Genomic DNA, 22,386 nt, shown 5'->3' on the forward strand with positions numbered 1-22,386 from the left:
GGCAGCCGTGCGTGAACACGTATGTGTTAGGCTCCCGATATCCTTTCTACCGTCCCCGCGCCATGCTGCTCAACGCTCTCATCGTCCTGTTCACCGTCGTGTTCATGGAAGTGTTTTCCATCCTGGCGCACAAGTACGTGATGCACGGGTTCGGCTGGGGCTGGCACCGCTCGCACCACGAGCCGCGCACCGGCTGGTTCGAGAAGAACGACCTGTACGCCGTGGTGTTCGCCGGCCTGGCGATCGCCCTGATCTGGTTCGGCACGAGGGGCGCCTGGCCGCTGCAATGGATCGGCGCCGGCATGACCGCTTACGGTTTCCTGTATTTCGTCGCCCACGACGGTCTGGTGCACCAGCGCTGGCCGTTCCGCCATACGCCGCGCAGCGGCTATCTCAAGCGCCTGTACCAGGCGCACCGCATGCACCATGCGGTCGAGGGCAGGGACGGCGCCGTATCCTTCGGTTTCCTGTACGCGCCGCCCGTGCACAAGCTCAAGCAGGCTTTGCATGCGCAGCACGGGGGACGTCCACCGCGCCGCCCGGACGCTGCCACAGCGCCGGATCGCGCGGGCGCGCCGCAGGATCACGCACACTAAGGCGCGAAGCCAGCGCCGTGCCGGCGCCCGTCGCCAGCAGCCGCAGCTTGGCCGCCTTGCTGGTGCCGACGCGCACGTCCCAGGCGCGCGCGCCGCGCCGCTTCACCTCGATGCCGATCTGGCGATACACATTGCGCGCGCTGGCGATCGCCCATGCCGAGCGCAGCGGCAGGGCGGCGATGCCGGCGCATGCCGAGTCGTAGTAGGGCTCGGCATAGTCCACCAGCCGCGCCGCGACCCGCGCCAGCGCCGCGCGGTGGCGCGGATCGGCCAGCTCGTCCGGCGGGATGCCCGCTTCGCGCAGCCACTGCGCCGGCAGGTAGCAGCGGCCGATGCCGGCATCCTCGACGATATCGCGCGCGATATTGGTCAGCTGGAAGGCCAGGCCCAGGTCGCAGGCGCGGTCCAGCACGCGTGGATCGTGGGCGCCCATGATCGAGGCCATCATCAGCCCGACCACGCCGGCCACGTGGTAGCAGTAGCGCAGGGTGTCGTCGATGGTCTCGTAGCGCGCGCCCTCGACGTCCATGGCGAAGCCGGCCAGGTGGTCGAGCGCGAAGCGCGGGTCGATCCGGTGGCGCAGCGCGACTTCCTGGAAGGCGGCGAAGGCCGGCTCCCGCATCGGCTCGCCGGCGTAGGCGCGGCGCGTCTGCGATTCCAGCAGCGCCAGCGCGGCGGCAGCATCGTGCGGGGCCGCGCCCGCGACCTGGAAGCCGAGCTCCTGGCCGTCGACCACGTCGTCGCAGTGGCGGCACCAGGCATACAGCATCAGCACGCTGCGCCGCGTGGCCGGGTCGAACAGGCGCGCCGCGGCGGCAAAGCTTTTCGACCCGACCTCGATGGTGCGGGTCGCATGGTCCATCAAGGCTTCGCTCATGCCCGCAGCTCCTGCCCGAGGACGCCCGCCTCGGCCAGCATCAGCCCGGCCGTCGCCTTGGCCGACCCGATCACGCCCGGCACGCCGGCGCCGGGATGGGTGCCGGCCCCCACCAGGTAGAGGTTGGCCAGCTCGCTGTCGCGGTTGTGCGGGCGGAACCAGGCGCTCTGGGTCAGGATCGGCTCGAGCGAGAAGGCCGAGCCCAGGTGGGCGTTGAGCTGGTCGCGGAAGTCCACCGGGGTGAAGAAGCGGCTGGTGACCAGCTGGCTGCGCAGGCCCGGCATGTAGCGCTGCTCGAGATAGTCGAAGATGCGGTCGCGGTAGCGCGGGCCTTCTACCGACCAGTCGATCGGCGCATTGCCCAGGTGCGGCACCGGCGCCAGCACGTAGTGGCTGCCGCAGCCGGGCGGGGCCAGCGAAGGGTCGGTCACGCAGGGCGCATGCAGGTACAGCGAGAAGTCGTCGGCCAGCTGCTGGCCCTGGAAGATATCCTTGATCAGCTCGCGGTAGCGCGGGCCGAAGCAGACCGTGTGGTGCTGCAGCTGCTCGTGGTGCTTGTTCAGGCCAAAGTAGAGCACGAACAGCGAATTGCTGAAGCGCTTCTTGCGCAGCGACTGCGCTTCGGCCGCGCCGCGCGGATGCGCGCCGAGCAGGGTGCCGTAGGTATGCACCACGTCGGCATTGGAGGCCACCGCATCGGCCGGGAACAGGCGGCCGTCTTCCAGCCGCACGCCGGTGACGCGCTTGCCCGATGCCTCGATGCGCGCCACCGGCGCGTTCACCTCGATGCGCCCGCCGATGTCCTCGAACAGGCGCACCATGGCGCGCACCAGGGCGCCGGTGCCGCCGCGCGGGAACCACACGCCCCACTTGCGCTCGAGCGCGTGGATCAGGGTGTAGATCGAGCTGGTCGCGAACGGGTTGCCGCCCACCAGCAGCGAGTGGAAGGAAAACGCCTGGCGCAGGTGTTCGTCCTGGATGAAGCGCGCCACCAGGCTGTAGACGCTGCGCCAGGCCTGCAGCCGCGCCAGTTGCGGGCCGGCGGAGATCATGTCGCGGAACGACAGGAAGGGCACCGCGCCCAGCTTCAGGTAGCCTTCGTCGAACACGGCCTTCGAATAGGCCAGAAAGCGCCGGTAGCCTTCGACGTCGGCCGGGTTGCGCGCGTGGATCTGGCGGTCGAGCGCCTCCTGGTCGTTGGCGTAGTCGAAATGGCTGCCGTCTTCCCAGCACAGGCGGTAGAAGGGCGCGACCGGCAGCAGGTCGACGTAGTCGGCCAGGCGCTTGCCGCTGGCCACGAACAGCTCTTCGATGCAGGATGGATCGGTGATCACGGTCGGCCCGGCGTCGAACACGAAGCCTTCGTCTTCGTAGACGTAGGCGCGGCCGCCCGGCTTGTCGCGCTTCTCGAGCAGCGTGACCTGCTGGCCGCCGGCCTGCAGGCGGATGGCGAGCGCGAGGCCGCCGAAGCCGGCGCCGATGACCACGGCGTTCTGTTTCTGGTTCATGCTGGTTTCCTGATCTGGTCGGGGTGGATCTTGCATGCGGCCGCCAGTGCCTGGACGACCGGCACCGGCGGTTTGCCGCTGAGTAGGCGCGCCTTGTCGCCCAGCCCCAGCCGCCCGGCGTAGAAGCGGGCGATCAGGGGCGCCGGCAGGCCGTAGAAGCGCTGCATGACGCGCCAGCGCGCCTCGGGCCGGCCGGCCAGGAACAGCATGCGGTTGAGCAGCCGGAAGAAGCGCTGATCCTGCCATTCGCGGCGCGCCGCGGCGCGGATGCTCGCGAACAGCGGCGCGGCCCCCAGGTCGTCGAGGCCGGCGATGTGCTCGGCGAGCCGCACCGCGTGCGGTAGCGAATAGCCGGTGGTCGGGTGGAACAGGCCGGCGCGCAGTCCGCTGCTGGGCTGGCCGTGCAGGTCGTCCCAGAAGGCGTCGAAGTCGCCGGCCAGCACGATCGGCAGCGAGCCCTGTTCTTCGCGCTCGACGGCCGCGACCTGCCAGCCGCGCCCGCGCGCATAGGCGGCGATGTTGGCGCGCAGGCGCTCCGGCTCCCAGGCGGCGCTGTCGACATAATGGGTGTCCTCGACCAGGATCCGGTCCGGGCCGAAGGGCAGCAGGTAGACGAAGCGGTAGCCGCCCTGCTGTTCGACGGCGGCGTCCATGATGACCGGGGCCGCCAGGCCGTGCGGCCGCGCGAGGCGCAGCTCCTGGCCGAGAAAGGTCTGGTAGCCGAGCGAGAGCCGGGTGGTGGGGCGCATGCCGCGTCCGTCGATGACGGCGCGCGCATGGATGGCCTGGCCGTTCGCCAGCACGACCGTGGTCGGCGTCACCGATGCGATCCGCACCCGGGTCAGCAGGGAGGCGCCCAGCGCCGGCTCGATCACGCGCGCGAAGTCGCTGGAAGTGATGCTGGCATAGCCGCCTTCGAGCGTGCGTGCCAGATCGGGAAAGGCCACCGCGTAGCGCGGCCAGCGGCTGGACACCAGCGGCGCGATCCAGCCGCGCTGGCTCGGGCTCAGGTCGCTGTCGTGGAAGGACCAGGTGTGGTTGCCGCCGATGTGTTCGCCGCCTTCGAGCAGCAGGATGCGCAGCTCCGGCCGCAGCGCACGCAGGCGCCAGGCCAGCAGGCCGTTGGCCAGCCCGCCGCCGGCCAGCACCAGGTCGTAGTCGACGCGATCGGCAACCGGCTTATCCAAGGGCGGCCACGCTGGGTGTTTCCGGCGCGGCCCGGCCAGCCCGCAGCGCCGCTTCGACGATGTCGGCCGCACGCCGGGTGCCGCCGGCCTCGGCCAGGCTGGCGGACATGGCGTCGAGGCGGGTGGCGAAGCTGGCGTCGTCGAGCAGGCGCCGCAAGTCTTGCGCCAGCCGCGCACTGCCGGAAAAGCGCGCGGAGCCCTTCAGCCCCAGGCCCGCGTGGACGATGCGCGCCGCGGTGCCGGGTTGGTCGAAGGCGATCGGCAGCGCCAGGATCGGGGTGCGCGCGGCGATCGCATCCATCACCGTGTTCGAACCGGCGTGCGACACCACCGCGTCGGCGCGTTCCAGCACCGCCTGCTGGTCGGCAAAGGCGCACACCCAGGTGGCGCCGGCCTGTGCCAGCAGGCGCTCCTGGCGCGCATCGAGCCCGCCGCAGTGCGCCACCAGCAGCTGCGCGTCGAGCGCGCGGCAGGCCTGGGCGATGCGCTTGAATACCTTGAAGCGCCCGCCCTGCATGGTGCCCAGCGAGGCGAACACGAAGGGGCGGCCGGCCGCGATGTCGGGCATGAAATGCCGCGCCGGCGCGCCTGCGCGCGGCCCGGTGGCGCGCAGCGGGCCGACGTGGTGGAAGTGCGCCGGCAAGCCGTGCCGCGGGAAGTCGAAGGCGGCCACGGTCTGGCTGACCTGGGCCAGCGGCGACAGGCACTCGTGCAGGCCGTCGCGCGCGGACAGGCCCAGGCGCCGCGCATTGGCCGCGATGCTGCGCCGGTGCGGCCCCATCATCCAGTCGTAGACCCGGGTGCTGCCTTCGTAGACCTTGCGCGCGCGTTCGTCGTCGGCGTAGTCGAAGGGCATCACCGGCAGCGGGATGCCGGGCTCGCGGTTGACCGGCAGCGCGCAGGCGACCGAGACGAAGGGCAGCCCGAGGCCTTCCGCAACCAGTCCGCCCGCCGCTTCCATCTGGTCGGCGATGATGGCGTCGATCCCGAGCGCGTCGATGGCGCGCGGCAGCTCGCGGCACAGCATGTCGGTAGCGGCCGCCATGTCGAGGATGACCCGGCGCAACCCGAGCGGCCCGCCCGGGCTGGCGGCGCGCTCCAGCGCGGCCGCGAGCGAGCCGGGCGGGTGGCTGGCGGCGCCCACCGCATGGAAGCCCAGCAGCGGATCTTTCACATAGGCGGCCGCGTCCGGCCGGTGCACGAAACTGACGCGGTGGCCGCGCTCGACCAGTTCGCCGGCGAGCGCGCCCAGCGCGCTGTAGTGGCTGTAGAACGCGGGTGCGACGACCCCGAAGTGCGCCATGAGGATCCCTTGCTTCAGTTCACCAGCACTTCGCAGCTGCGCACCGGATCGGCGGCTGCTGCTGCCGTTGCGGGCGCGGCGGCATCGCCGAAGCGCAGGCGGGCGCGGCCTTGGGCAAACAGGCCGGCCATGAACCGGTGCGTGAGGGCGCGCGGGCCGAGCGCGTCTTCGAGGTGCTGCTGCGCATCGTGCAGGTGCCGGGCCAGGCGGCGCTGCGCTTCCTCGAAGCCGAGCGAAGCGAGCAGGGTGGCCTTGCCGAGGTCCTTGCCGGTGTCCTTGCCGCTGTCGGCGCCGGTGAGGGCGATGTCCTTGCCCGGCAGGTCGAGGAAGTCGTCGCGGATCTGGAAGGCGTGGCCGGCCGCCAACGCGAAGGCGCGCAGCGAGGCTGAGGCCGCTTCGTCCGCCTGGGCGATGATGGCCGCCATGTCGACGGCGACGCCGAGCAGCACGCCGGTCTTGAGTTCGTTGGTGGTGGCGATCGCGTCGGGCGTGCGCGCGCCGCCTTGCAGGTCCGCGCCGTGCAAGTCCTGGTATTGGCCGCGCACCAGGCCCTGGGCGCCGACCGTCTCGGCCAGGCGCGCCACCAGGCGCGCACGCGTCACCGGAGCAATGTCGACGGCGCTCGCCAGGACGCCGAATGCGCGGCTGAGCAGGGCCACCGAGGCCAGGATGGCCACGTCTTCGCCGTACTGGACGTGAATGGCGGGCCGGCCGCGCCGCAGGCGGGCGTTGTCCATGCAGGGCATATCGTCCAGCATCAGGGACGCCGCATGCACCATCTCGACCGCGCAGGCGACGTCGGCCAGGGCCGGCGAGGTGCAGCCGAGGTCGCGCGCCACCAGCATCACCAGCAGCGGCCGCATGCGCTTGCCGGCGCTGAGCGCGCCGGCGCGCATGGCGGCGGCCAGCAGGTCGGCCTGGTCGCCGGAATCGGCCAGCAAGGCAGCCATGCGTTGTTCGATGGTCTCGCGCAAGGCGTCTGGTCCGTGCGCCAGGTCGAAACCGTTGATGGACCCATTCAGGGCCCCGTCGAGCCTCCGTGCCGCTGTCGTCATGCGCTACCCCTTCGAGCCGAGAATCGGGAACAGAAATTGCTAATTTTGCCGACGATCATACCGTAAGCAAAGTTGAGCAATCGCTAATTATTTCAATCGTGTGCACCGTGTTTGAGGTGCATGCGTGTTCAGGCCTGCGAAGCACTGCATGGCCGCACGAACGTATTAAACTTGAAAACTTGGCCAGGTTCGCGTGACGCGCGAAGGTGAGCGGGTCAATCCAGGGACGGGGAGCGGCGCGACGGCCGGCACCGGAATGAGAACATGCCGGCGCTGCCGGCATGTCGGGTCGCACGCGGCCGGGCCGCGTGGCGCCGGGCGATCAGAACGTGTGGCGCACGCCGAGGCTGAACACCGACGGATCGGCGCCCGGCGCGGTGGCCGGCGGCGTGACGTTGGTCGACGACGAGTTGATGCCGAACACGCCGCGGCCGTTGTTACGCAGCTGGGCGTAGGTCGTGTAGAAATTGGTGCGCTTCGACACGTTGTAGGTGTAGGCCAGCGACACGGTGTTGCCCTTGGCCCCGGTCTCGAGCTTCTGCTGCTGGAAGTTGACGAACACCTTGTTCGGGCCAAACGTGTAGGCGGCGCCGAGGTTGGCGTTCTCGTACTCGTTGTTGGCGCCGGTCTGGTCCGCCACCATGTAGTTGCCCTTGACTTCGACCGCGCCGAACTTGTAGCCCGCGCCGAAGGCGTATTCCTTGTCGTCGCCGGTCGCCAGGCGCTCGACGTTGTGGTAACCGGCGCCCAGGTACAGGCCGCCGTTCTTGTATTCCACCGACACGCCCATCAGGTCGCCCGAGGGCTCGACGGTCTTCTCGCCGGTCGAGTAGGCGGCGTTGACGCTGAAGCCGCTCATGGCCTCGCTCTTGTAGTTGACCGAGTTCGCCAGGCGGCGGGTCAGGCGGTTCCCGCTGAAGGCCGACAGGTTGCTGCCGAACATGCCCTGGCCCAGGATGTCGCTGGCGCCCGCCACGGCGGCGATCGGGCTGTATTCGCGGCCCACGGTCAGGGTGCCGAAGGCGCCCTGCAGGCCGACCACGGCGCGGCGGCCGAACAGCGAGGAATCGGCGGCGCCGGTGTCGAGGGCGACGCCGGCTTCGATGTTGAACAGCGCTTTCAGGCCGTTGCCCAGGTCTTCGGTGCCGCGAAAGCCGATCCGGCTGCTCGACTGGTTGCCCGAATTGATCACGGTGCGACGGCTATCACCCGGTGCGTCGGTGTCTTCCACGGCGATCGCCGCGTCCATCACGCCGTAGACGGTGACGTTGGTCTGGGCGTGGGCGAACAGCGGAAGGGAAGACAGCAGCGCGGCTGCCAGGGTTTTGCACTTCATGTAGAGCTCCTTTGGTTTGGACAGGGTGTCGAGTGATTGAAACACTCGGATCGAAGCGGATAGTACAGAGGGAATGTTTCCGCTTGGTGACATCCTGATATGCCGGACAGCCAAGGGAGCTCGGTGATGCGCTCAGCCCTTGGGTTCCTCGCCGATGATGCGGCCGGTCAGGGGCAGCACGATATCGATGCGGGTGCCGACGTCGTCGTCGGTGCTGATGGTGATCTCGCCCTCCATGGCCCAGACCCGCTCGCGCATGCCCACCAGGCCCAGCGATTCCTTCTTTTCCATGTCTTCGCTGCGGATGCCGCGGCCGTCGTCGCGGATGGTGAGCAGCAGCGCGCCGTCGACCCGGTCGAGGTTGAGGACGGCCTGGGTGGCGCCGGCGTGGCGCGCGATGTTGGTCAGGGCTTCCTGCACGATGCGGAAGATGGCGGTGCTGGCGGTGTCGTCGAGGCGCAGTTCGGCCTCGTCGGCCAGCAGGGTGCAGGCGATGCCGTGGCGTTCGACGAAGTCGTCGCGCAGGCCCTGCAGCGCGAAATACAGGCCGCCCTCGTCGAGCGCGCGCGGGCGCAGATTGGTGGCGATGCGGCGCAGCGAGGCGATGGCCATCAGGAGATTGCTCTCCATGCCTTCGATCAGGCGCTGGCTCGGTTCGGGCAGCTGCTTGCCGCCCTGCAGCAGGGTGAGGTCCATGCGCAGCGAGGCCAGCAGCTGGCCGAGGTCGTCGTGCAGCTCGCGCGCGATGTGGGTGCGTTCTTCTTCGCGGATGGTCTGCAGTGCCGAGGACAGCTGGCGCAGCTGGTCGTGCGAGCGCGCCAGTTTCTGCTGCACCAGGTGGCGCTCGGAGACGTCGCGCAGGATCACGGTGCAGATCTCGTGGCCGTCGTGCTCGACGCTGGAGATCGAGCCTTCGATCGGGAACAGCTGGCCGTTGGTGCGGATGCCGGTGACGGCGTAGTCGGTGGCGCGCCGGCCCGCACGCCCGCCGCCGGCCGGGAAGTAGTCGTAGGGCGTCGCGGCGTCGCGGTGGGGTGGCTGGATGAAGCGCGCCAGCGAGCAGCCCTGCATGGCGCCGACGCTGCTGGCGAACATGTGGGCCGCGGCCGGGTTGGCGAACAGGATGACGGCGTGCTCGTCGATCGACAGGATGGCGTCGCTGGCGCTGTTGACGATGCGCCGCCCGTCGAAGGCGCGGACCGGGCGGTGCACCCTGCGTGCCCGGCGCAGCGCGGCCGCCGTATGCCCGACGTAATAGCCGCCCAGGAAGGAAAACACGAGAACCGCCGTGCCCGGCGCATGCCGGCGGGGGCGTCGCTGTGGTGTCATGCGCGAAGCTGCCAATGAGGGCCGATGGGAGGCCGGGAGCTCTACATTACGGCGAGGCGAAGCGGAGGGAGTTGACGGGAGACAAAGGGGCCATGGCGCCCGGGACGGCCCGGGCGGGCGTGCCTCACATCTGCTTGAACAGGTGCAGGAAGCTGCGGCTTACCTCGAGCTTCTCGGGCCGTCCCTTGACCAGCACCAGGTGCCGTCCGCGGATGTCGCGCGTCACGCCTTCGATGGCGTTGACGTTGACCAGGGTGGCCCGGTGGATCTGCCAGAACAGCGAAGGGTCGAGCTCTTCGGCCAGGTCGCGCACCGGCTTGCGGATCAGGGCTTCGAAGCTGGCCGTCTGCACGCAGGTGTATTTTTCGTCGGAGCGGAAGAACAGGATGTCTTCCACCGGGATCATGCGCAGGTCCTGGCCGATGCTGGCCTGGATCCATTGCAGGTGCTTGGGCTTGGGCGCGGCGATCTTCTCGGCCAGCTGCGACAGCATGGCCTGCACGCTGTCGTTGACGCTGGCCGCTTCGCCCGGACGCTCCAGGCGCGCCTTGAGACGGTCGACGGTGAGCTTCAGGCGCTCCGGCTCGGTCGGCTTGAGCACGTAATCGATCGCGCCGCGCTCGAAGGCTTCCACCGCGTACTGGTCGTAGGCGGTGACGAACACGATCTGGCTGCGGTCGCCGATCTCGCGCGCCGCCTCCATGCCGGTCTTGCCCGGCATGCGGATGTCGAGGAAGGTCAGGTCCGGCCGGAGCTGCTCGACCAGCTGCACTGCTTCCTCGCCGTTCTTCGCTTCCCCGACGATGTCCAGTTCCGGCCAGGCCTCGGACAGGCGCAGGCGCAGCTGGTCGCGCATCAGTCGTTCGTCGTCGGCGATGATCGCGGTGGGTGCGGCTGTAGGCATGGTCGTCTCTGTGGCTGAAGGATTTGATAATTATTCAACGAAACCGCGCGCCAGGCAAGCATGGGCTGGCCGCTCATTTCGACAGCTGGTAGGGCACCTCGATCATGGCGATCACGCCGCTCGGGCTGTTGGCGGCGATGTGCAGCTGGCCGGCGTCGCCGTGCAGCAGCTTGAGGCGGTCGCGGATGGTCTGCAGGCCCAGGCCGGTGCCGTCGCTCGGCACCACGCCGAAGCCGACGCCGTCGTCGGTCACGGTGACCAGCAGCTTGCTGTCGACCACCTCGGCGGTGATCTTCAGGGTGCCGCCTTCGGGCTTGCATTCGAGGCCGTGCTTGATCGCGTTCTCGACCATCGACTGCAGCATCATCGGCGGGAAGGCCGCGCTGCGCAGGCCGTCCGGCACCTGCATCACGACCGTCAGGCGCTCTTCCATGCGCATCTTGAGCAGGTCCAGGTAGGCCGTGACCATGTCCACTTCGCGCCCGAGGCCGGTGACCACGGCGTTGTCGCGCATCTGCGGCAGCACCGCACGCAGGTACTGGATCAGGCTGCGCTGCATGGCCGAGGCGCGCGGCGGATCGACCCGGATCAGGTGTTCGACCGAGGCCAGGGTGTTGAACAGGAAATGCGGCTCGACCTGGGCCTGCATCATCTGCATCCGGGTCTCGGACAGCTGGCGCTGCATGGCCTCGCGTTCGGCCGCGGCATTGGCCACCTGGGATTGCGCTTCGGCGCGTTTCTTGCCCCCGACCAGGGCCTTGGTGCCGAACAGGGCCAGCACGAACAGCACCACGAAGTTCATGAACCAGGTCGAGGCCTGCTTGTGGTAGCGCGAGACCTTCTGCTCGGCAGCGTCTTCCACGGCCGCGTCGATGGCGTTGGACAGTTCTTCGCTGATCTGCGGCGGCAGTTCGATGTGCACCGATTCGCCGTTGGCGCCCATGGCAGGGGCGGCCGGCGCGGCTGGCGCGGCCGGGACAGGCGGGACCGGCGGGGCGTCGGGCGCATCAGGCGCATCAGGAAGCCCGGACGGCTCCGGCGGCGCGGCCGGCGCTTCCGGTCCGGTGGCGGCGCCGCCGCGCGCGCGGCTGCGCGGGTGGAAGCGGATGCCGCTCTCGTCGATCAGGATGGCGGCATCGCTGCCGCGCCTGGCGTCGCGCTCGGCGCGCGTGATTTCTTCTTCGGCCGGGCCGGAAAACAATTCTTCCTGCAGGATCGCGCCGGCCATCAAGGTCAGGATCGCAAACAGGAAAAACTTCCACCACGACAGCTGGGTGACCCAGGTCGCCACGGCATCGAAGCCGCGGTAGAGCCACGACAGGACGCTCGAGAAAAAGTGCGGGCTTGTGTTCCTTGCTTGCATATTGGTTCGTTCGATCTGGTGCAAGCGGCGAGTGTACCGCGTCGGCGCTTGCGCGTACCGGAAATACAACATTTCGGTCCGCTACAACTGTTGGGATGATGCAACTTTACGCCTGGCGCGCCCATGGGGCCAGCCCCTTGCGACAGTCTGCACGATCCGGGGAATGGATTGCGTCCAGCCGAGCCAGGATGCGCCATCGCAAAGGCTGACAAGCGGAAACATTGCAAGGTATGATTTTTCGGGTGTGCTCCCACCGCTCCCGACCCGCTCGCTGTCCCGTTTTCGACTCCTGAAAGGATGTGCAGATGTCAGCCGACCACGATAAATTCCGACTCGTTACCCGCAGCGACTTCGACGGCCTGGTGTGCGCGGTGCTGCTCAAGCATCTCGACCTGATCGACGACATCCTGTTCGTGCACCCGAAGGACATGCAGGACGGCAAGATCGCCATCACCCGGCGCGACATCACGACCAACCTGCCGTATGTGCCGGCGGCGCACCTGGTCTTCGACCACCACCTGTCGGAAACCATCCGCAATACCGGCGTGCGCGAGAACCATGTCATCCATCCGGACGCGCCGTCGGCGGCGCGCGTGGTGTACGACCACTACGGTGGCGCCAGGACTTTCCCGGCGGCCTGGGACGACATGATGGCGGCGGTCGACAAGGCGGACGCGGCCCGTTTCACGCGCGACGAGGTGCTGTTTCCGCAGGGCTGGAACCTGCTCAACTTCCTGATGGATGCGCGTACCGGCCTGGGCCGCTTCCACGAGTTCCGGATCTCGAACTACCAGCTGATGATGGCCCTGATCGACTACTGCGCCAGGCACGCGATCGAGCAGATCATGGAACTGCCCGACGTGCGCGAGCGCACCACGCTGTACTTCGAGCACAGCGAGCGTTGCAAGCAGCAGATCCGGCGCTGTGCGAAGCTCCACCGCAACCTGGTGGTGCTCGACCTGCGCGACGAAGAGGTGATCTATGCGGGCAACCGCTTCATCATCTATGCGCTGTTCCCGGAGACGAACATCTCGATCCACGTATTGTGGGGCGTGAAGCAGCAGAACACGGTGTTTGCCACCGGCAAGTCGATCCTGAACCGGACCTCGGCCACCAACATCGGCGCCCTGATGCTGGAGTACGGCGGAGGCGGGCATGAAAATGCCGGCACCTGCCAGGTGGACAATGAATTGGCCGAGGACGTGCTCGGCGCCCTGGTCAACCGCATCAACAAGGACGGGTGACCAGACAAGTTCAGTCGCCGCTGTCGGTCGGCAACTGCGCGGACAGCCAGCCGGTAATGCCGGCCGACATCACGCGCACATCGGTGTAGCCGAGCTTGCCGGCGCGCCGCGCCGCGCGCGGCGCCTTGCTGCACAGTGGGTTCGAACAATAGAAGACCAGGCCGGCCGCGCGGTCCGGCGGCAGGACCGACGGATCGAAATCGACGCCGAGGTGGATGGCGCCCGGCACGCGCGCGGCCCGCCACGAATGTGGCGCATTCAAGTCGAAGATCGCGGGCCGGTCGGCGCCCAGGCGGGCATGCAGTGCGGCCGGCGTGATCGTCTTGAGACCCATGAACATGGCAAGCATGGCGGCTCCTCGCTCAGTTGCTGGAGCGGCGTGCGCCGATCCGGATGCAGCCGAGCGCGGCGCAGGTCACGGCCGTGCCCAGCGCCAGGCCGCCGAGCATGCCCGCCAAGCCGATGGGGGCCACCAGCCAGGCCAGCATGTAGGCGAGCCCGCCCAGCACCAGGGCCCAGCCCGCGAAGCGGCGCGCGGCCTGGTCAGCCGCCGCCGAGGTGCAGCGCATGCGCGCCGCCAGCGCCTTCGGGACCGCATTCGCGTACACCACCACGACCGCGCCCAGCAGCGCGCCGCCGAGGCGCCGCGCCCATTCCGGATCGAGGTAGGCCGGCGCGGCCCAGGCCAGCAGGGCCGAGATGCCAAGGATGGCGGCAGCCGCCAGGACGGCGTGGAGCAATGCGGAAAAACGTGGGGACGGGGACGGTTTCATGCTTACTCCTTCGTAGGTGGAACAGCGGGCGGGGTGGGCCGGGTGACGTTCAGCCCGAAGGCTTGCGCAAACCCGAGCAGGGCGTCTTCGAGCACACTGAGCCTGAGCCGGTAAGTGATCGTGCGCCCCTGTTTCTCGGGCGCGATCAGGCCGGCCTGGACCAGCACGGCGAAATGGGCCGACATGGTCGGTTTCGATACGTCGAACAGGTCGGCCAGTTCGCCGGCGCCCATCGGCCCCTGTTGCAAATGCTGCAGGATGGCGCGGCGGGTCGGATCGGACAGGGCTTTGAAAACGGAAGTCATGAATGATTATTAGCTAAACATCGAACTATTACAAGCACTTTCCGATGAAAGTTGCGGCCATGCGCAGAAGTGGCGCGGCTGTACTAGACGTGATAGCGCTGGTCGAGCATCGTGCGGACCGCATCCGGCGCCAGCGGTTCGCTGAACCACTGTCCCTGCAATTGGTCGCAGCCGTGCGAGCGCAGGAAATTCACCTGCTCTTCGGTCTCGACCGCCTCGCCGACCACCGCCAGGTCGAGGTTGTGGCCGATGTCGATCAGGGTCTTGGCCAGCTTGCAGCCTTCGCCCTCGGTGGCGATATCGCGCACCGCCGCTTTCGACAGCTTGACCTGGCGCACCGACAGCTGGCGCAGGAAGGAGAGATCGGAGATGCCTTTGCCGAACTCGTCGAGCGAGAGCGCCACGCCGGCCTCGCGCAGTTGGGCCGACAGGTCGCGTCCGAGTGCGGGATTGCGGATCAGGTCGGCCTCGGGGATCTCGATCTCGAGGCTGCCGGGCGGCAGTTCGTAGCGGGCGACGTGCGCGGCGACGCCGGGAACGAAGCCGTGCCGGCTGTACTCGCGGTACGAGACGTTGACCGACACCGGCAGGCCGGTGTAGCCGAGCTGGCGCAGCTGGTGCAGGAAGGCGCAGGCCTGGTCCAGCACCCAGTCGCCGATCTCGATCATCTTGCCGGACTCTTCGGCCTCGGCCAGGAAGCTGGCCGGCAGCATGATGCCGTGCTTCGGATGGCGCCAGCGCAACAGCGCCTCGAAGCCGCGCACCTTGCCGCTCTTCGCGTCCATGCGCGGCTGGAACAGCAGGAACAGTTCGTCGTGCTCGAGTGCGCTGCGGATGCTGTCGGCCAGCGCGGCGCGCTTTTCGCTGGCCAGGCGCATCTCGGGCGAGAAGAAGTGCACGCCGCCGCCGTTGCCCTTGACGTGGTACATCGCCATGTCGGCTGCGCGCACCAGTTCGGCCGGCGTGTTGCCGTCCTGGGGGAATAAGGCCACGCCCATGCTGGCGCCGACCGGGATTTCGTTGCCGCCGACGGCCACCGGCAACGTCATCGCGCGCCGCAGCCGCTCGGCCATGCGCAGCGTGAAACGCACCGAGGGCTGGTCGACCAGCACCAGCACGAATTCGTCGCCCGACATGCGCGCCACCGTGTCGCTGTCGCGCACCGCCGACAGCAAGCGGCGCGCCACCACCTTGAGCACCACGTCGCCCGCCTCGTGGCCGAAGGTGTCGTTGACGGTCTTGAAGTTGTCCAGGTCGACCAGCACGGTCGCCACCATCGAGGCATGGCGCTGGGCCAGGTGGACCGCGTGGTCGAGCCGGTCCCAGAGCAGGGTGCGGTTGGCCAGGCCGGTGAGGGGATCGTGGTTGATCTCGTGCTCGAGGTGCTCGGTGCGCTGCTTGACCGCGGTGACGTCCTGCAGGATGCCGATGAAATGGGTCACCTCGCCGTGCTCGTCGCGCACCGGCGTGATGCTCAGGTCGTTCCAGAAGATATCGCCGTTCTTGCGCATGTTGCGAAACACCACGTTCACCGCGCGCCGTTCGGTGAGGGCCAGGCGCACCTGGCTGCGCTCGTGGGCGTCGAAGTTGGGCGCCGCCATGAAGCGCGCATCGCGCCCGATCGCGTCCCGGGCCGGGTAGCCGGCGATGCGCTCGAAGGCCGGGTTGACGTATTCGATGATGTTGTCGCGCCCGGCGCAACGGGTGATCACGATGCCGTTGCTGGCCGCGTGCAGCGCCCGCTCGCGCAGCCGCAGCTGGCGTTCCTGTTCGCGCCGCCTGGAAATGTCGATGCCCATGCCGAACAGGTATTGGCCGCCGTTGCAGCGCACGCGGGCGCCGCCCACCATCATCGGCGTCTCGCGCCCGCTGCGCGAGACGTAGTTGATTTCCATCGAGACCTCGGCGCCTTCCTCGAACACGCGCCGGATGTTTTCCATCGCCAGCGGGCGTTCGCGCGGCTCGACCATGTCGCTCACCCGCGCGGCGGCAAGCTCGTCGGGCGTCATTTCGGTGAGGCGTTCAAGGTTGTGGTTCCACAGCAGCAGGCGGCCTTCGCGGTCGACCGCGTAGAAGGTGCCGGGCAGGAGGTCGACCACGTCGGACAGCGGGGTGCGGCCGATGCGCTCGGCCTCGGAAAGCGCCTCGGACGGTGCGACGAAGACGGCCGCGCCCCAGCCGCGCGGCTCGCCGCGGGCGTCGTACTGGCGCAGCAGGGACAGCGTGGCAAGGCCTGCGCGCGCGCCGGCGAAGCGCATCGGCAGCTTGGCCCCGCCGGAAGCGGCCAGGGCGGGCCAGCCGATGTCCGCGGCGACGAGGTCGGTGAGTGCCCGGCCCGGGGCCTGCTGCGGCGTCCAGCCGAACAGCGCCGCGCAGGCGGGATTCCAGGTCACGATCTTGCCCTCGTCATCGGTCAGGAAACACACCTGCGCAGATGCTTCGATGGTCGACATGCCGGCACCCTTCGCGAAAACGCTCGTGGGGCAACCAGATTACACGCCTTCGGCCATGCGCGGCGCATGAAGCACAAAGCCACGGCGGACCGTGGCTTTGAAGATAGGGAACAGCCGGTGCGGGCCTGTCAGGCCGCGGCGGTTTCCTGTTTCGGCGGCAAGGCAACCTGGTTGTCGACGCTGAACTGGTAATCCTCGAACACGTGCTGGGCCGACAGGATCTGGTAGCTGCCGTCGGCCAGGCGGTGGGTGGTGTCCTTCAGGCGGTAGGTGAAGTGGCCGCAGGTCCAGCAGTTGAAGTTGCGCATGTGCGTGCACAGGCAGGTCTTGTCGAACACCGTGATGTTCTTGCCGTCCGGGCTGGCCTGCACCTCGCGGTTGTACGAGTTGATGTAGGCGCAGTTGCCGGTGGCGTCCAGCAGGTAGCCGTAGGATTCGCAGCCCGGGCGGATGCCGGAGCCGATTGCCGGCGTGCTCTTGAGCATGCGCATAGGGTAGCCGGTCGGCGAGACGCCGTTGACGATGATGTCTTCCTCGCTGGCGCGGAAGTATTCCTGCTTGACGTGGTCGGGCATGCCGCACTCGTGGGTGACGGTGAAGCGGGTCGCCACCTGCACGCCGCCGGCGCCTTTTTCCAGGAAGCCGACCGCGTCCGAGCCGGTGAAGATGCCGCCGGCGGCGATGACCGGAATGTCCAGCGCCTGCTCGCGCATGAAGGCATGGATCTCGTCCATGATGGTGTGCAGGTCGTATTGCCGCCAGTCGTCGATGCCGAAGCCGAGGTGGCCGCCCGCCAGCGGGCCTTCGACGATGATGTAGTCGGGCAGGCGGTTCAGGCGCGAGACCTTCTTCAGGAACAGCTGCAGGGCGCGCACGGACGAGACAATGATGCCGAGCTTGGTATCGCGGAAGCGTGCATGGTCCTTGATCAGCTCAAAAGAACCCAGGTGCAGGCCGGCCGACATGGTGATGCCGTCGATGCCGGCGTCCATCGCCGCCGACAGGCGGGTGCGCAGGGTTTCCTTGGGCGCGTTCATGGTCAGCTTTTCCATGCAGTTCACGAAGATCAGGCCATCGCCCTTCTTCGCTTCCATGGTCGAGCCGACGTGCAGGCGGGTCGCTTCGGCCAGGCGGTCGAGGTCGAACTGGACCACCGCCTTGTTCATGTTGTTGATGTTGAACTTGTAGAGCTTGGTCTTGTCCTTGACGAAGGTGGTGTCGAACTTGCGGTCCGACACATCCTGCACCATCGCGTCCGAGATGTGGCCGATGCCGCCGAGACGGGCGGCTTCCAGGGCCAGCTCGGAGGTCGAAATGTCCACGCCCATGCCGCCGATCATGATCGGCACGTAGTCCTTGTTGCCCAGTCGCAGGCGGAAATCATCAACACGTTTCATTGCAATCCTTAAACCGCCGTAGTTCCCTACGCGTACATATGCATTGACTGACCGCAGTGCACAGTCGTCATTCTACTCCCGGGCGCGGGCGCTGCCACGCCGTATCGGGCGCTGGACCTCAGTCCCGGAAATTATTGAAGGCCAGCGGCAGTTCCTGGACGTCCTTGCGCAGCATGGCCATGGCAGCCTGCAGGTCGTCGCGCTTGGCGCCGGTGACGCGCACCGATTCGCCCTGGATGCTGGCTTGCACCTTCATCTTGCTTTCCTTGATGAGCTTGGTGATCTTCTTGGCGTCCTCGGTCTCGATGCCGTTGCGCACCTTGATGACCTGCTTGACCTTGTCGCCGCCGATCTTCTCGACCTTGCCTTCGTCGAGGAAGCGCACGTCGACCTTGCGCTTGGCCATCTTGTTGATGAGAACGTCCTTGACCTGGCCGAGCTGGAAATCGGAGTCGGCCAACAGGGTCAGCTCTTTCTCCTTCTGCTCGACGTTGGCGGAGCTGCCCTTGAAGTCGAAGCGGGTGGTGATTTCCTTGTTCGACTGTTCGACGGCGTTCTTCACTTCAACCATGTCTGCTTCGCAGACGACATCAAACGACGGCATGGCGATTTCCTTTTTCTTGATGATGCATATAGACGAATCCCTCTATTTTAACGGACAACGCCTTGCTCGGGCCACCAGATTTGCCCACACGGCAACAGCGTGCCGCGGGCTTGCCCCTATAATGGGCAAAAAACTCCGCCACCCTATGCAAGCCGACCTGCCCATCCTCCACGACTACCCGCTCGCCTCCCTCAACACCTTCCGCATTCCGGCGCGGGCCCGGCATTACCTGCCGGTAAGCGGCGCCGCCGAGCTCGATGCGCTGCGTCGCGACCCGGTGCTCGGCGCCTTGCCGCGCCTGGTGCTGGGTGGCGGCAGCAACCTGTTGTTCACCCGCGACTTCGACGGCATCGTCCTGCACATGGTCGGACGCGGCAAGGAAGTACTGGGCGAACAGGACGGCAAGCTGCTGGTGCGGGCCCGGGCCGGCGAGAACTGGCACGCCTTCGTGCGGTGGACCCTGGCCCAGGGCCTGGGCGGGATGGAGAACCTGTCCCTGATTCCCGGCACGGTCGGGGCGGCGCCGATCCAGAATGTGGGGGCGTATGGGACGGAAACCAAGGACGTGTTTCACTCGCTCACGGCCTACGACCTGGAAAGCGGCGAGCTGCGCACGCTGGACGCGGCGGCCTGCCGCTTCGCTTACCGCGACAGCATCTTCAAGCACCCGGAAGGGCGCGCGCTGGTGGTGCTGGACGTCACCTTCGCGCTCCCCAAGGACTGGGCCCCGAACCTGCGCTATGCCGAGCTGGCCCGGGCGGTGGAAGAGGCGACGGAAAAGGCTGCGGAAAAGGCTGCGCCGAGCCCGCAGGACGTCGGACGCATCGTCGAGGCGATCCGGCGCCGCAAGCTGCCCGACCCGGCGGAGATCGGCAACGCAGGCAGCTTCTTCAAGAACCCGGTGGTCACGGGCGCCCATTGCGCGCGGCTGCTGGCGCAGTATCCTGCGCTGGTGCACCACGCGCAGCCGGACGGCAGCGAGAAGCTGGCCGCCGGCTGGCTGATCGACCAGTGCGGCTGGAAAGGCCGGGCGCTGGGCGCGGCCGGCGTCTATCCGAAGCAGGCGCTGGTGCTGGTCAACCTGGGCGGGGCCCGGGGCGAGGACGTGGTGCGGCTGGCGCGTGCGATCCAGGCGGATGTGGCGGCAAAATATGGCGTCGCGCTCGAACCGGAGCCGGTGTTCATCTGAGGAGACAGGCATGATCAAGGCAGTCGTGACCGGCCACTCGCGTGGCCTGGGCGCCGCCATCGCGGCGGAACTGATGGCGCGCGGCATCCCGGTGCTGGGGCTGGCGCGCGGACATGCGGCGTCGAGCGAGGGCATGGAGCAGGCCGTCGTCGACCTGAGCGACGGCGCGGCGCTGGCGGCCTGGCTGGGCGGGCATACGCTGCGCTCTTTCCTGGCCGGCTGCGACACGGCGCTGCTGGTGAACAATGCCGGCGTGGTGACGCCGGTCGGCCCGCTGGCCGAGCAGGACCCGCTGGCGGTGCTGCGCGCGACCACGCTGAACGTCGGCGCGCCGCTGGCGCTCTCGAGCGCCTTCGTGCAGGCTGCGCCGCAGGCCGAGCGGCGCATCCTGCATGTCTCGAGCGGCGCCGGGCGCAGCGCCTACCCGGGCTGGAGCGTGTATTGCGCCACCAAGGCGGCGCTCGACCAGCACGCGCGCGCCGTCGCGCTCGACGCCGACCCGCGGGTGCGCTGCGTCAGCCTGGCGCCGGGGGTGATCGATACCGACATGCAGGCGGAGATCCGGGCCACGCCGGACGCGCGCTTTCCGCTCAAGCAGCGCTTCGTCGACATGAAGGAGGGCGGGGTGCTGGTGGCGCCAGGCGACTGCGCCCGGGCGCTGGTCGACTGCCTGCTGTCGCAGCGCTTCGGGCATGAGCCGGTGGCCGATTTGAGGAATAGTGCGAGCTAGGCGCTGATGTCGGGGCGGATCAGCTTCGAGGCGGCGCCGATATGGAGCGTGCCCGACGGGCGGCTGGCGAGGATGTACACGAGGGATTGTTTGTCCATCCTGCTATCGTTGCGTTCGCGGCGGGAAAGCGGGCTGCGTGTACGCAAACCGCAACCCATGCTTCTCCACCCTCAGGCGCGCTTGCGGCGGCTGGCCGCGATGCCCGCCAGGGCGATGGCCATCAGCGACAGCGATGCAGGCTCTGGTACCTCGCCGGCATCCGCCGCGACGCCGAACACCTGCAGGCCGAGACCGCCAGGCACCTGGTACCAGTCGCCGCCGATGCCGACGTGCAGCTGGCCGCTCGGCGACGGCGCGTCGAAAGCCATGGCGGCGTCGAAATGGCTGTCGGTCGGGGTGAAGGTCACCGCATAGGTGCCGGCCAGCAGGTCCCAGGCCAGGCCGGACGCGCCTACCCACGCGGAACCCTGCTGGGCGCCGATGGTGAAGCTGGTCGAATACAGGGCGCTTCCCGGCTTTCCAGCGATGATGTTGGTGACGTTCATCTGCACGGCGCCGCCGCTCCACGAGCTCATCCAGCCGTTGATGCCGGTGATCGTGTAATCCTTATCCAGGTCAAATTCATTGCCGAGCCATTGCCAGGAAGCCAATGCGTAGCCGCTGGTGGTGCCGCCGGCGCCGGTATCGATGATGGTAGCGGCCTGGCTGCTGGCCAGCATGGCGAAGGATGCGATTACTGGCAGCACGGCACGGGTGAGGATACGCATGGACATCTCCTGGTTAAGTTGCCATCGAACAAGCAATTGTTGTGCCAGGAGGAAATTGTTTAGCGGATTCAATCACTTGGTCGCGCCAGCAACAGCCGTCCAGGCCATGCGTAAAGTTTTTCGACAAAAAAAACCGCCCGAAGGCGGTTTTCTCGAGCGGTGTCGGTGCCTTATTGGCCGCGCTTGGCGCGCGCCTTGGCGGCGATGCGCATGCGCAGCGCGTTGAGCTTGATGAAGCCGCCCGCGTCGGCCTGGTTGTAGGCGCCGCCGTCTTCATCAAAAGTCGCGATGTTCATGTCGAACAGCGAATCGGTCTTCGAATCGCGCGACACCACGATCACGTTGCCCTTGTACAGCTTCACGCGCACCCAGCCGTTGACGGTCTGCTGGGTGTGGTCGATCAGGGTCTGCAGCGCGACGCGCTCCGGCGCCCACCAGTAGCCGTTATAAATCAGGCTGGCGTAGCGCGGCATCAGGTCGTCCTTCAGGTGCGCCACTTCGCGGTCCAGGGTGATCGATTCGATCGCGCGGTGCGCCTTGAGCATGATGGCGCCGCCCGGGGTTTCGTAGCAGCCGCGCGACTTCATGCCGACGTAGCGGTTTTCCACCAGGTCGAGGCGGCCGATGCCGTGCTTGCCGCCCAGGCGGTTCAGTTCGGTGAGCACCTCGGCCGCGCCCATGCGCTTGCCGTTCAGGGCCACGATGTCGCCTTTTTCGTATTCGATGTCGAGGTACTCGGCTTCGTTCGGCGCCTGCTCCGGCGACACGGTCCAGCGCCACATCGATTCCTCGGCTTCCGCGCTCGGGTTCTCCAGGTGGCGGCCCTCGAAGGAGATGTGCAGCAGGTTGGCGTCCATCGAGTAGGGCGCGCCGCCGTTCTTGTGCTTCATGTCGATCTCGATGCCGGCGTCTTCCGCGTACTTCAGCAGTTTCTCGCGCGACAGCAGGTCCCATTCACGCCACGGAGCGATGATCTTGACGTCGGGTTTCAGCGCGTAGGCGCCCAGTTCGAAGCGCACCTGGTCGTTGCCCTTGCCGGTCGCGCCGTGCGAGATGGCGTCGGCGCCGGTGGCGTTGGCGATCTCGATCAGGCGCTTGGCGATCAGCGGGCGGGCGATCGAGGTGCCCAGCAGGTATTCGCCTTCGTACACGGTGTTCGCGCGGAACATCGGGAACACGAAGTCGCGCACGAATTCCTCGCGCACGTCGTCGATGTAGATGTTTTCCGGCTTGATGCCGAACTTGATCGCCTTGGCGCGCGCTGGCTCCAGTTCTTCGCCCTGGCCGAGGTCGGCGGTGAAGGTGACGATTTCGCAGTTGTAGTGATCCTGCAGCCATTTCAGGATGACCGAGGTATCGAGGCCGCCGGAGTAGGCGAGGACTACTTTTTTAATGTCGCTCATGGGTGATTCCAGTGTGGGAGGGGAGGTGGGGTCGGGATGGTCAGCCGGCCCGCGTTGAACACA

The 22,386-nt window shown here is 67.8% G+C and carries 21 protein-coding genes; 4 read left to right on the forward strand and 17 right to left on the reverse strand.

Annotation, left to right across the window (positions count from 1 at the left end):
- Positions 1–62: 62 nt before the first annotated feature.
- Positions 63–596: a sterol desaturase family protein gene (locus IM543_08580; GenBank protein QOY95872.1), complete on the forward strand. Its 534-nt coding sequence runs from the start codon at positions 63–65 to the stop codon at positions 594–596.
- Here the strand turns inward: IM543_08580 and IM543_08585 are convergent.
- From IM543_08585 to IM543_08625, 9 genes are all read right to left on the reverse strand, one after another.
- Complete coding sequence (locus tag IM543_08585) at positions 493–1,473, reverse strand: phytoene/squalene synthase family protein (GenBank protein QOY95873.1); 981 nt, start codon at positions 1,471–1,473, stop codon at positions 493–495. The two genes, IM543_08580 and IM543_08585, sit on opposite strands and share 104 nt — an antisense overlap.
- Positions 1,470–2,981, reverse strand: coding sequence for a phytoene desaturase (locus IM543_08590; GenBank protein ID QOY95874.1), 1,512 nt, complete (start codon positions 2,979–2,981; stop codon positions 1,470–1,472). The genes IM543_08585 and IM543_08590 overlap by 4 nt, the downstream gene beginning before the upstream one ends.
- A complete protein-coding gene (gene crtY, locus IM543_08595) occupies positions 2,978–4,168 on the reverse strand; it encodes a lycopene beta-cyclase CrtY (protein QOY95875.1) in 1,191 nt (396 codons plus the stop codon). Before crtY ends, IM543_08590 begins: the two co-directional genes overlap by 4 nt.
- On the reverse strand, positions 4,161–5,471 hold the full coding sequence (locus tag IM543_08600; GenBank protein QOY95876.1) for a glycosyltransferase: 1,311 nt from the start codon (positions 5,469–5,471) through the stop codon (positions 4,161–4,163). The genes crtY and IM543_08600 overlap by 8 nt, the downstream gene beginning before the upstream one ends.
- 14 nt (positions 5,472–5,485) lie before the next feature.
- Positions 5,486–6,526 carry a polyprenyl synthetase family protein gene (locus IM543_08605; protein ID QOY95877.1) on the reverse strand — a complete coding sequence of 347 codons (1,041 nt, stop codon included), beginning with the start codon at positions 6,524–6,526 and terminating at the stop codon, positions 5,486–5,488.
- 322 nt (positions 6,527–6,848) lie between these two features.
- The gene (locus IM543_08610) at positions 6,849–7,862 is read right to left on the reverse strand and encodes a porin (protein QOY95878.1); all 1,014 of its coding nucleotides are present in this window, start codon (positions 7,860–7,862) and stop codon (positions 6,849–6,851) included.
- Positions 7,863–7,994: 132 nt separating this feature from the next.
- A complete protein-coding gene (locus IM543_08615) occupies positions 7,995–9,191 on the reverse strand; it encodes a PAS domain S-box protein (GenBank protein QOY95879.1) in 1,197 nt (398 codons plus the stop codon).
- 124 nt (positions 9,192–9,315) lie between these two features.
- A complete protein-coding gene (locus IM543_08620) occupies positions 9,316–10,095 on the reverse strand; it encodes a response regulator transcription factor (protein QOY95880.1) in 780 nt (259 codons plus the stop codon).
- A 73-nt stretch (positions 10,096–10,168) separates the two neighbouring features.
- Positions 10,169–11,458, reverse strand: a complete 1,290-nt coding sequence (locus IM543_08625; GenBank protein QOY95881.1) for a histidine kinase — start codon at positions 11,456–11,458, stop codon at positions 10,169–10,171.
- 305 nt (positions 11,459–11,763) lie between these two features.
- Here IM543_08625 and IM543_08630 point away from each other — a divergent pair, with 305 nt between their 5' ends.
- Positions 11,764–12,702, forward strand: coding sequence for an exopolyphosphatase (locus IM543_08630; GenBank protein ID QOY95882.1), 939 nt, complete (start codon positions 11,764–11,766; stop codon positions 12,700–12,702).
- Between the two features lie 10 nt (positions 12,703–12,712).
- On the opposite strand, the gene IM543_08635 is transcribed toward IM543_08630, so the two are convergent.
- From IM543_08635 to IM543_08660, 6 genes are all read right to left on the reverse strand, one after another.
- Complete coding sequence (locus IM543_08635; protein ID QOY95883.1) at positions 12,713–13,051, reverse strand: rhodanese-like domain-containing protein; 339 nt, start codon at positions 13,049–13,051, stop codon at positions 12,713–12,715.
- Positions 13,052–13,064: 13 nt separating this feature from the next.
- A complete protein-coding gene (locus IM543_08640; protein QOY95884.1) occupies positions 13,065–13,475 on the reverse strand; it encodes a hypothetical protein in 411 nt (136 codons plus the stop codon).
- A gap of 2 nt (positions 13,476–13,477) precedes the next feature.
- On the reverse strand, positions 13,478–13,780 hold the full coding sequence (locus IM543_08645; protein ID QOY95885.1) for a winged helix-turn-helix transcriptional regulator: 303 nt from the start codon (positions 13,778–13,780) through the stop codon (positions 13,478–13,480).
- Between the two features lie 83 nt (positions 13,781–13,863).
- Positions 13,864–16,233, reverse strand: a complete 2,370-nt coding sequence (locus tag IM543_08650; GenBank protein ID QOY95886.1) for an EAL domain-containing protein — start codon at positions 16,231–16,233, stop codon at positions 13,864–13,866.
- Positions 16,234–16,361: 128 nt separating this feature from the next.
- On the reverse strand, positions 16,362–17,630 hold the full coding sequence (locus IM543_08655) for a nitronate monooxygenase (protein ID QOY95887.1): 1,269 nt from the start codon (positions 17,628–17,630) through the stop codon (positions 16,362–16,364).
- Positions 17,631–17,748: 118 nt separating this feature from the next.
- Positions 17,749–18,234, reverse strand: a complete 486-nt coding sequence (locus IM543_08660) for a YajQ family cyclic di-GMP-binding protein (protein QOY95888.1) — start codon at positions 18,232–18,234, stop codon at positions 17,749–17,751.
- A gap of 145 nt (positions 18,235–18,379) precedes the next feature.
- On the opposite strand from IM543_08660, the gene murB reads away from it, so the two are divergent.
- Both murB and IM543_08670 read left to right on the forward strand, forming a co-directional pair.
- Positions 18,380–19,423 (forward strand): UDP-N-acetylmuramate dehydrogenase, encoded by a 1,044-nt coding sequence (murB, locus tag IM543_08665; protein ID QOY95889.1) that lies wholly within the window; start codon positions 18,380–18,382, stop codon positions 19,421–19,423.
- Positions 19,424–19,433: 10 nt separating this feature from the next.
- Positions 19,434–20,153: an SDR family oxidoreductase gene (locus IM543_08670; GenBank protein QOY95890.1), complete on the forward strand. Its 720-nt coding sequence runs from the start codon at positions 19,434–19,436 to the stop codon at positions 20,151–20,153.
- A 170-nt stretch (positions 20,154–20,323) separates the two neighbouring features.
- On the opposite strand, the gene IM543_08675 is transcribed toward IM543_08670, so the two are convergent.
- Together IM543_08675 and IM543_08680 are read right to left on the reverse strand one after the other, a co-directional pair.
- Positions 20,324–20,920 (reverse strand): PEP-CTERM sorting domain-containing protein, encoded by a 597-nt coding sequence (locus IM543_08675; GenBank protein ID QOY95891.1) that lies wholly within the window; start codon positions 20,918–20,920, stop codon positions 20,324–20,326.
- A gap of 170 nt (positions 20,921–21,090) precedes the next feature.
- A complete protein-coding gene (locus IM543_08680) occupies positions 21,091–22,323 on the reverse strand; it encodes an argininosuccinate synthase (protein ID QOY95892.1) in 1,233 nt (410 codons plus the stop codon).
- Between the last annotated feature and the right edge of the window lie 63 nt (positions 22,324–22,386).

The sequence above is a fragment of the Massilia sp. UMI-21 genome, assembly GCA_015277795.1.
Lineage (GTDB): Bacteria > Pseudomonadota > Gammaproteobacteria > Burkholderiales > Burkholderiaceae_D > Telluria.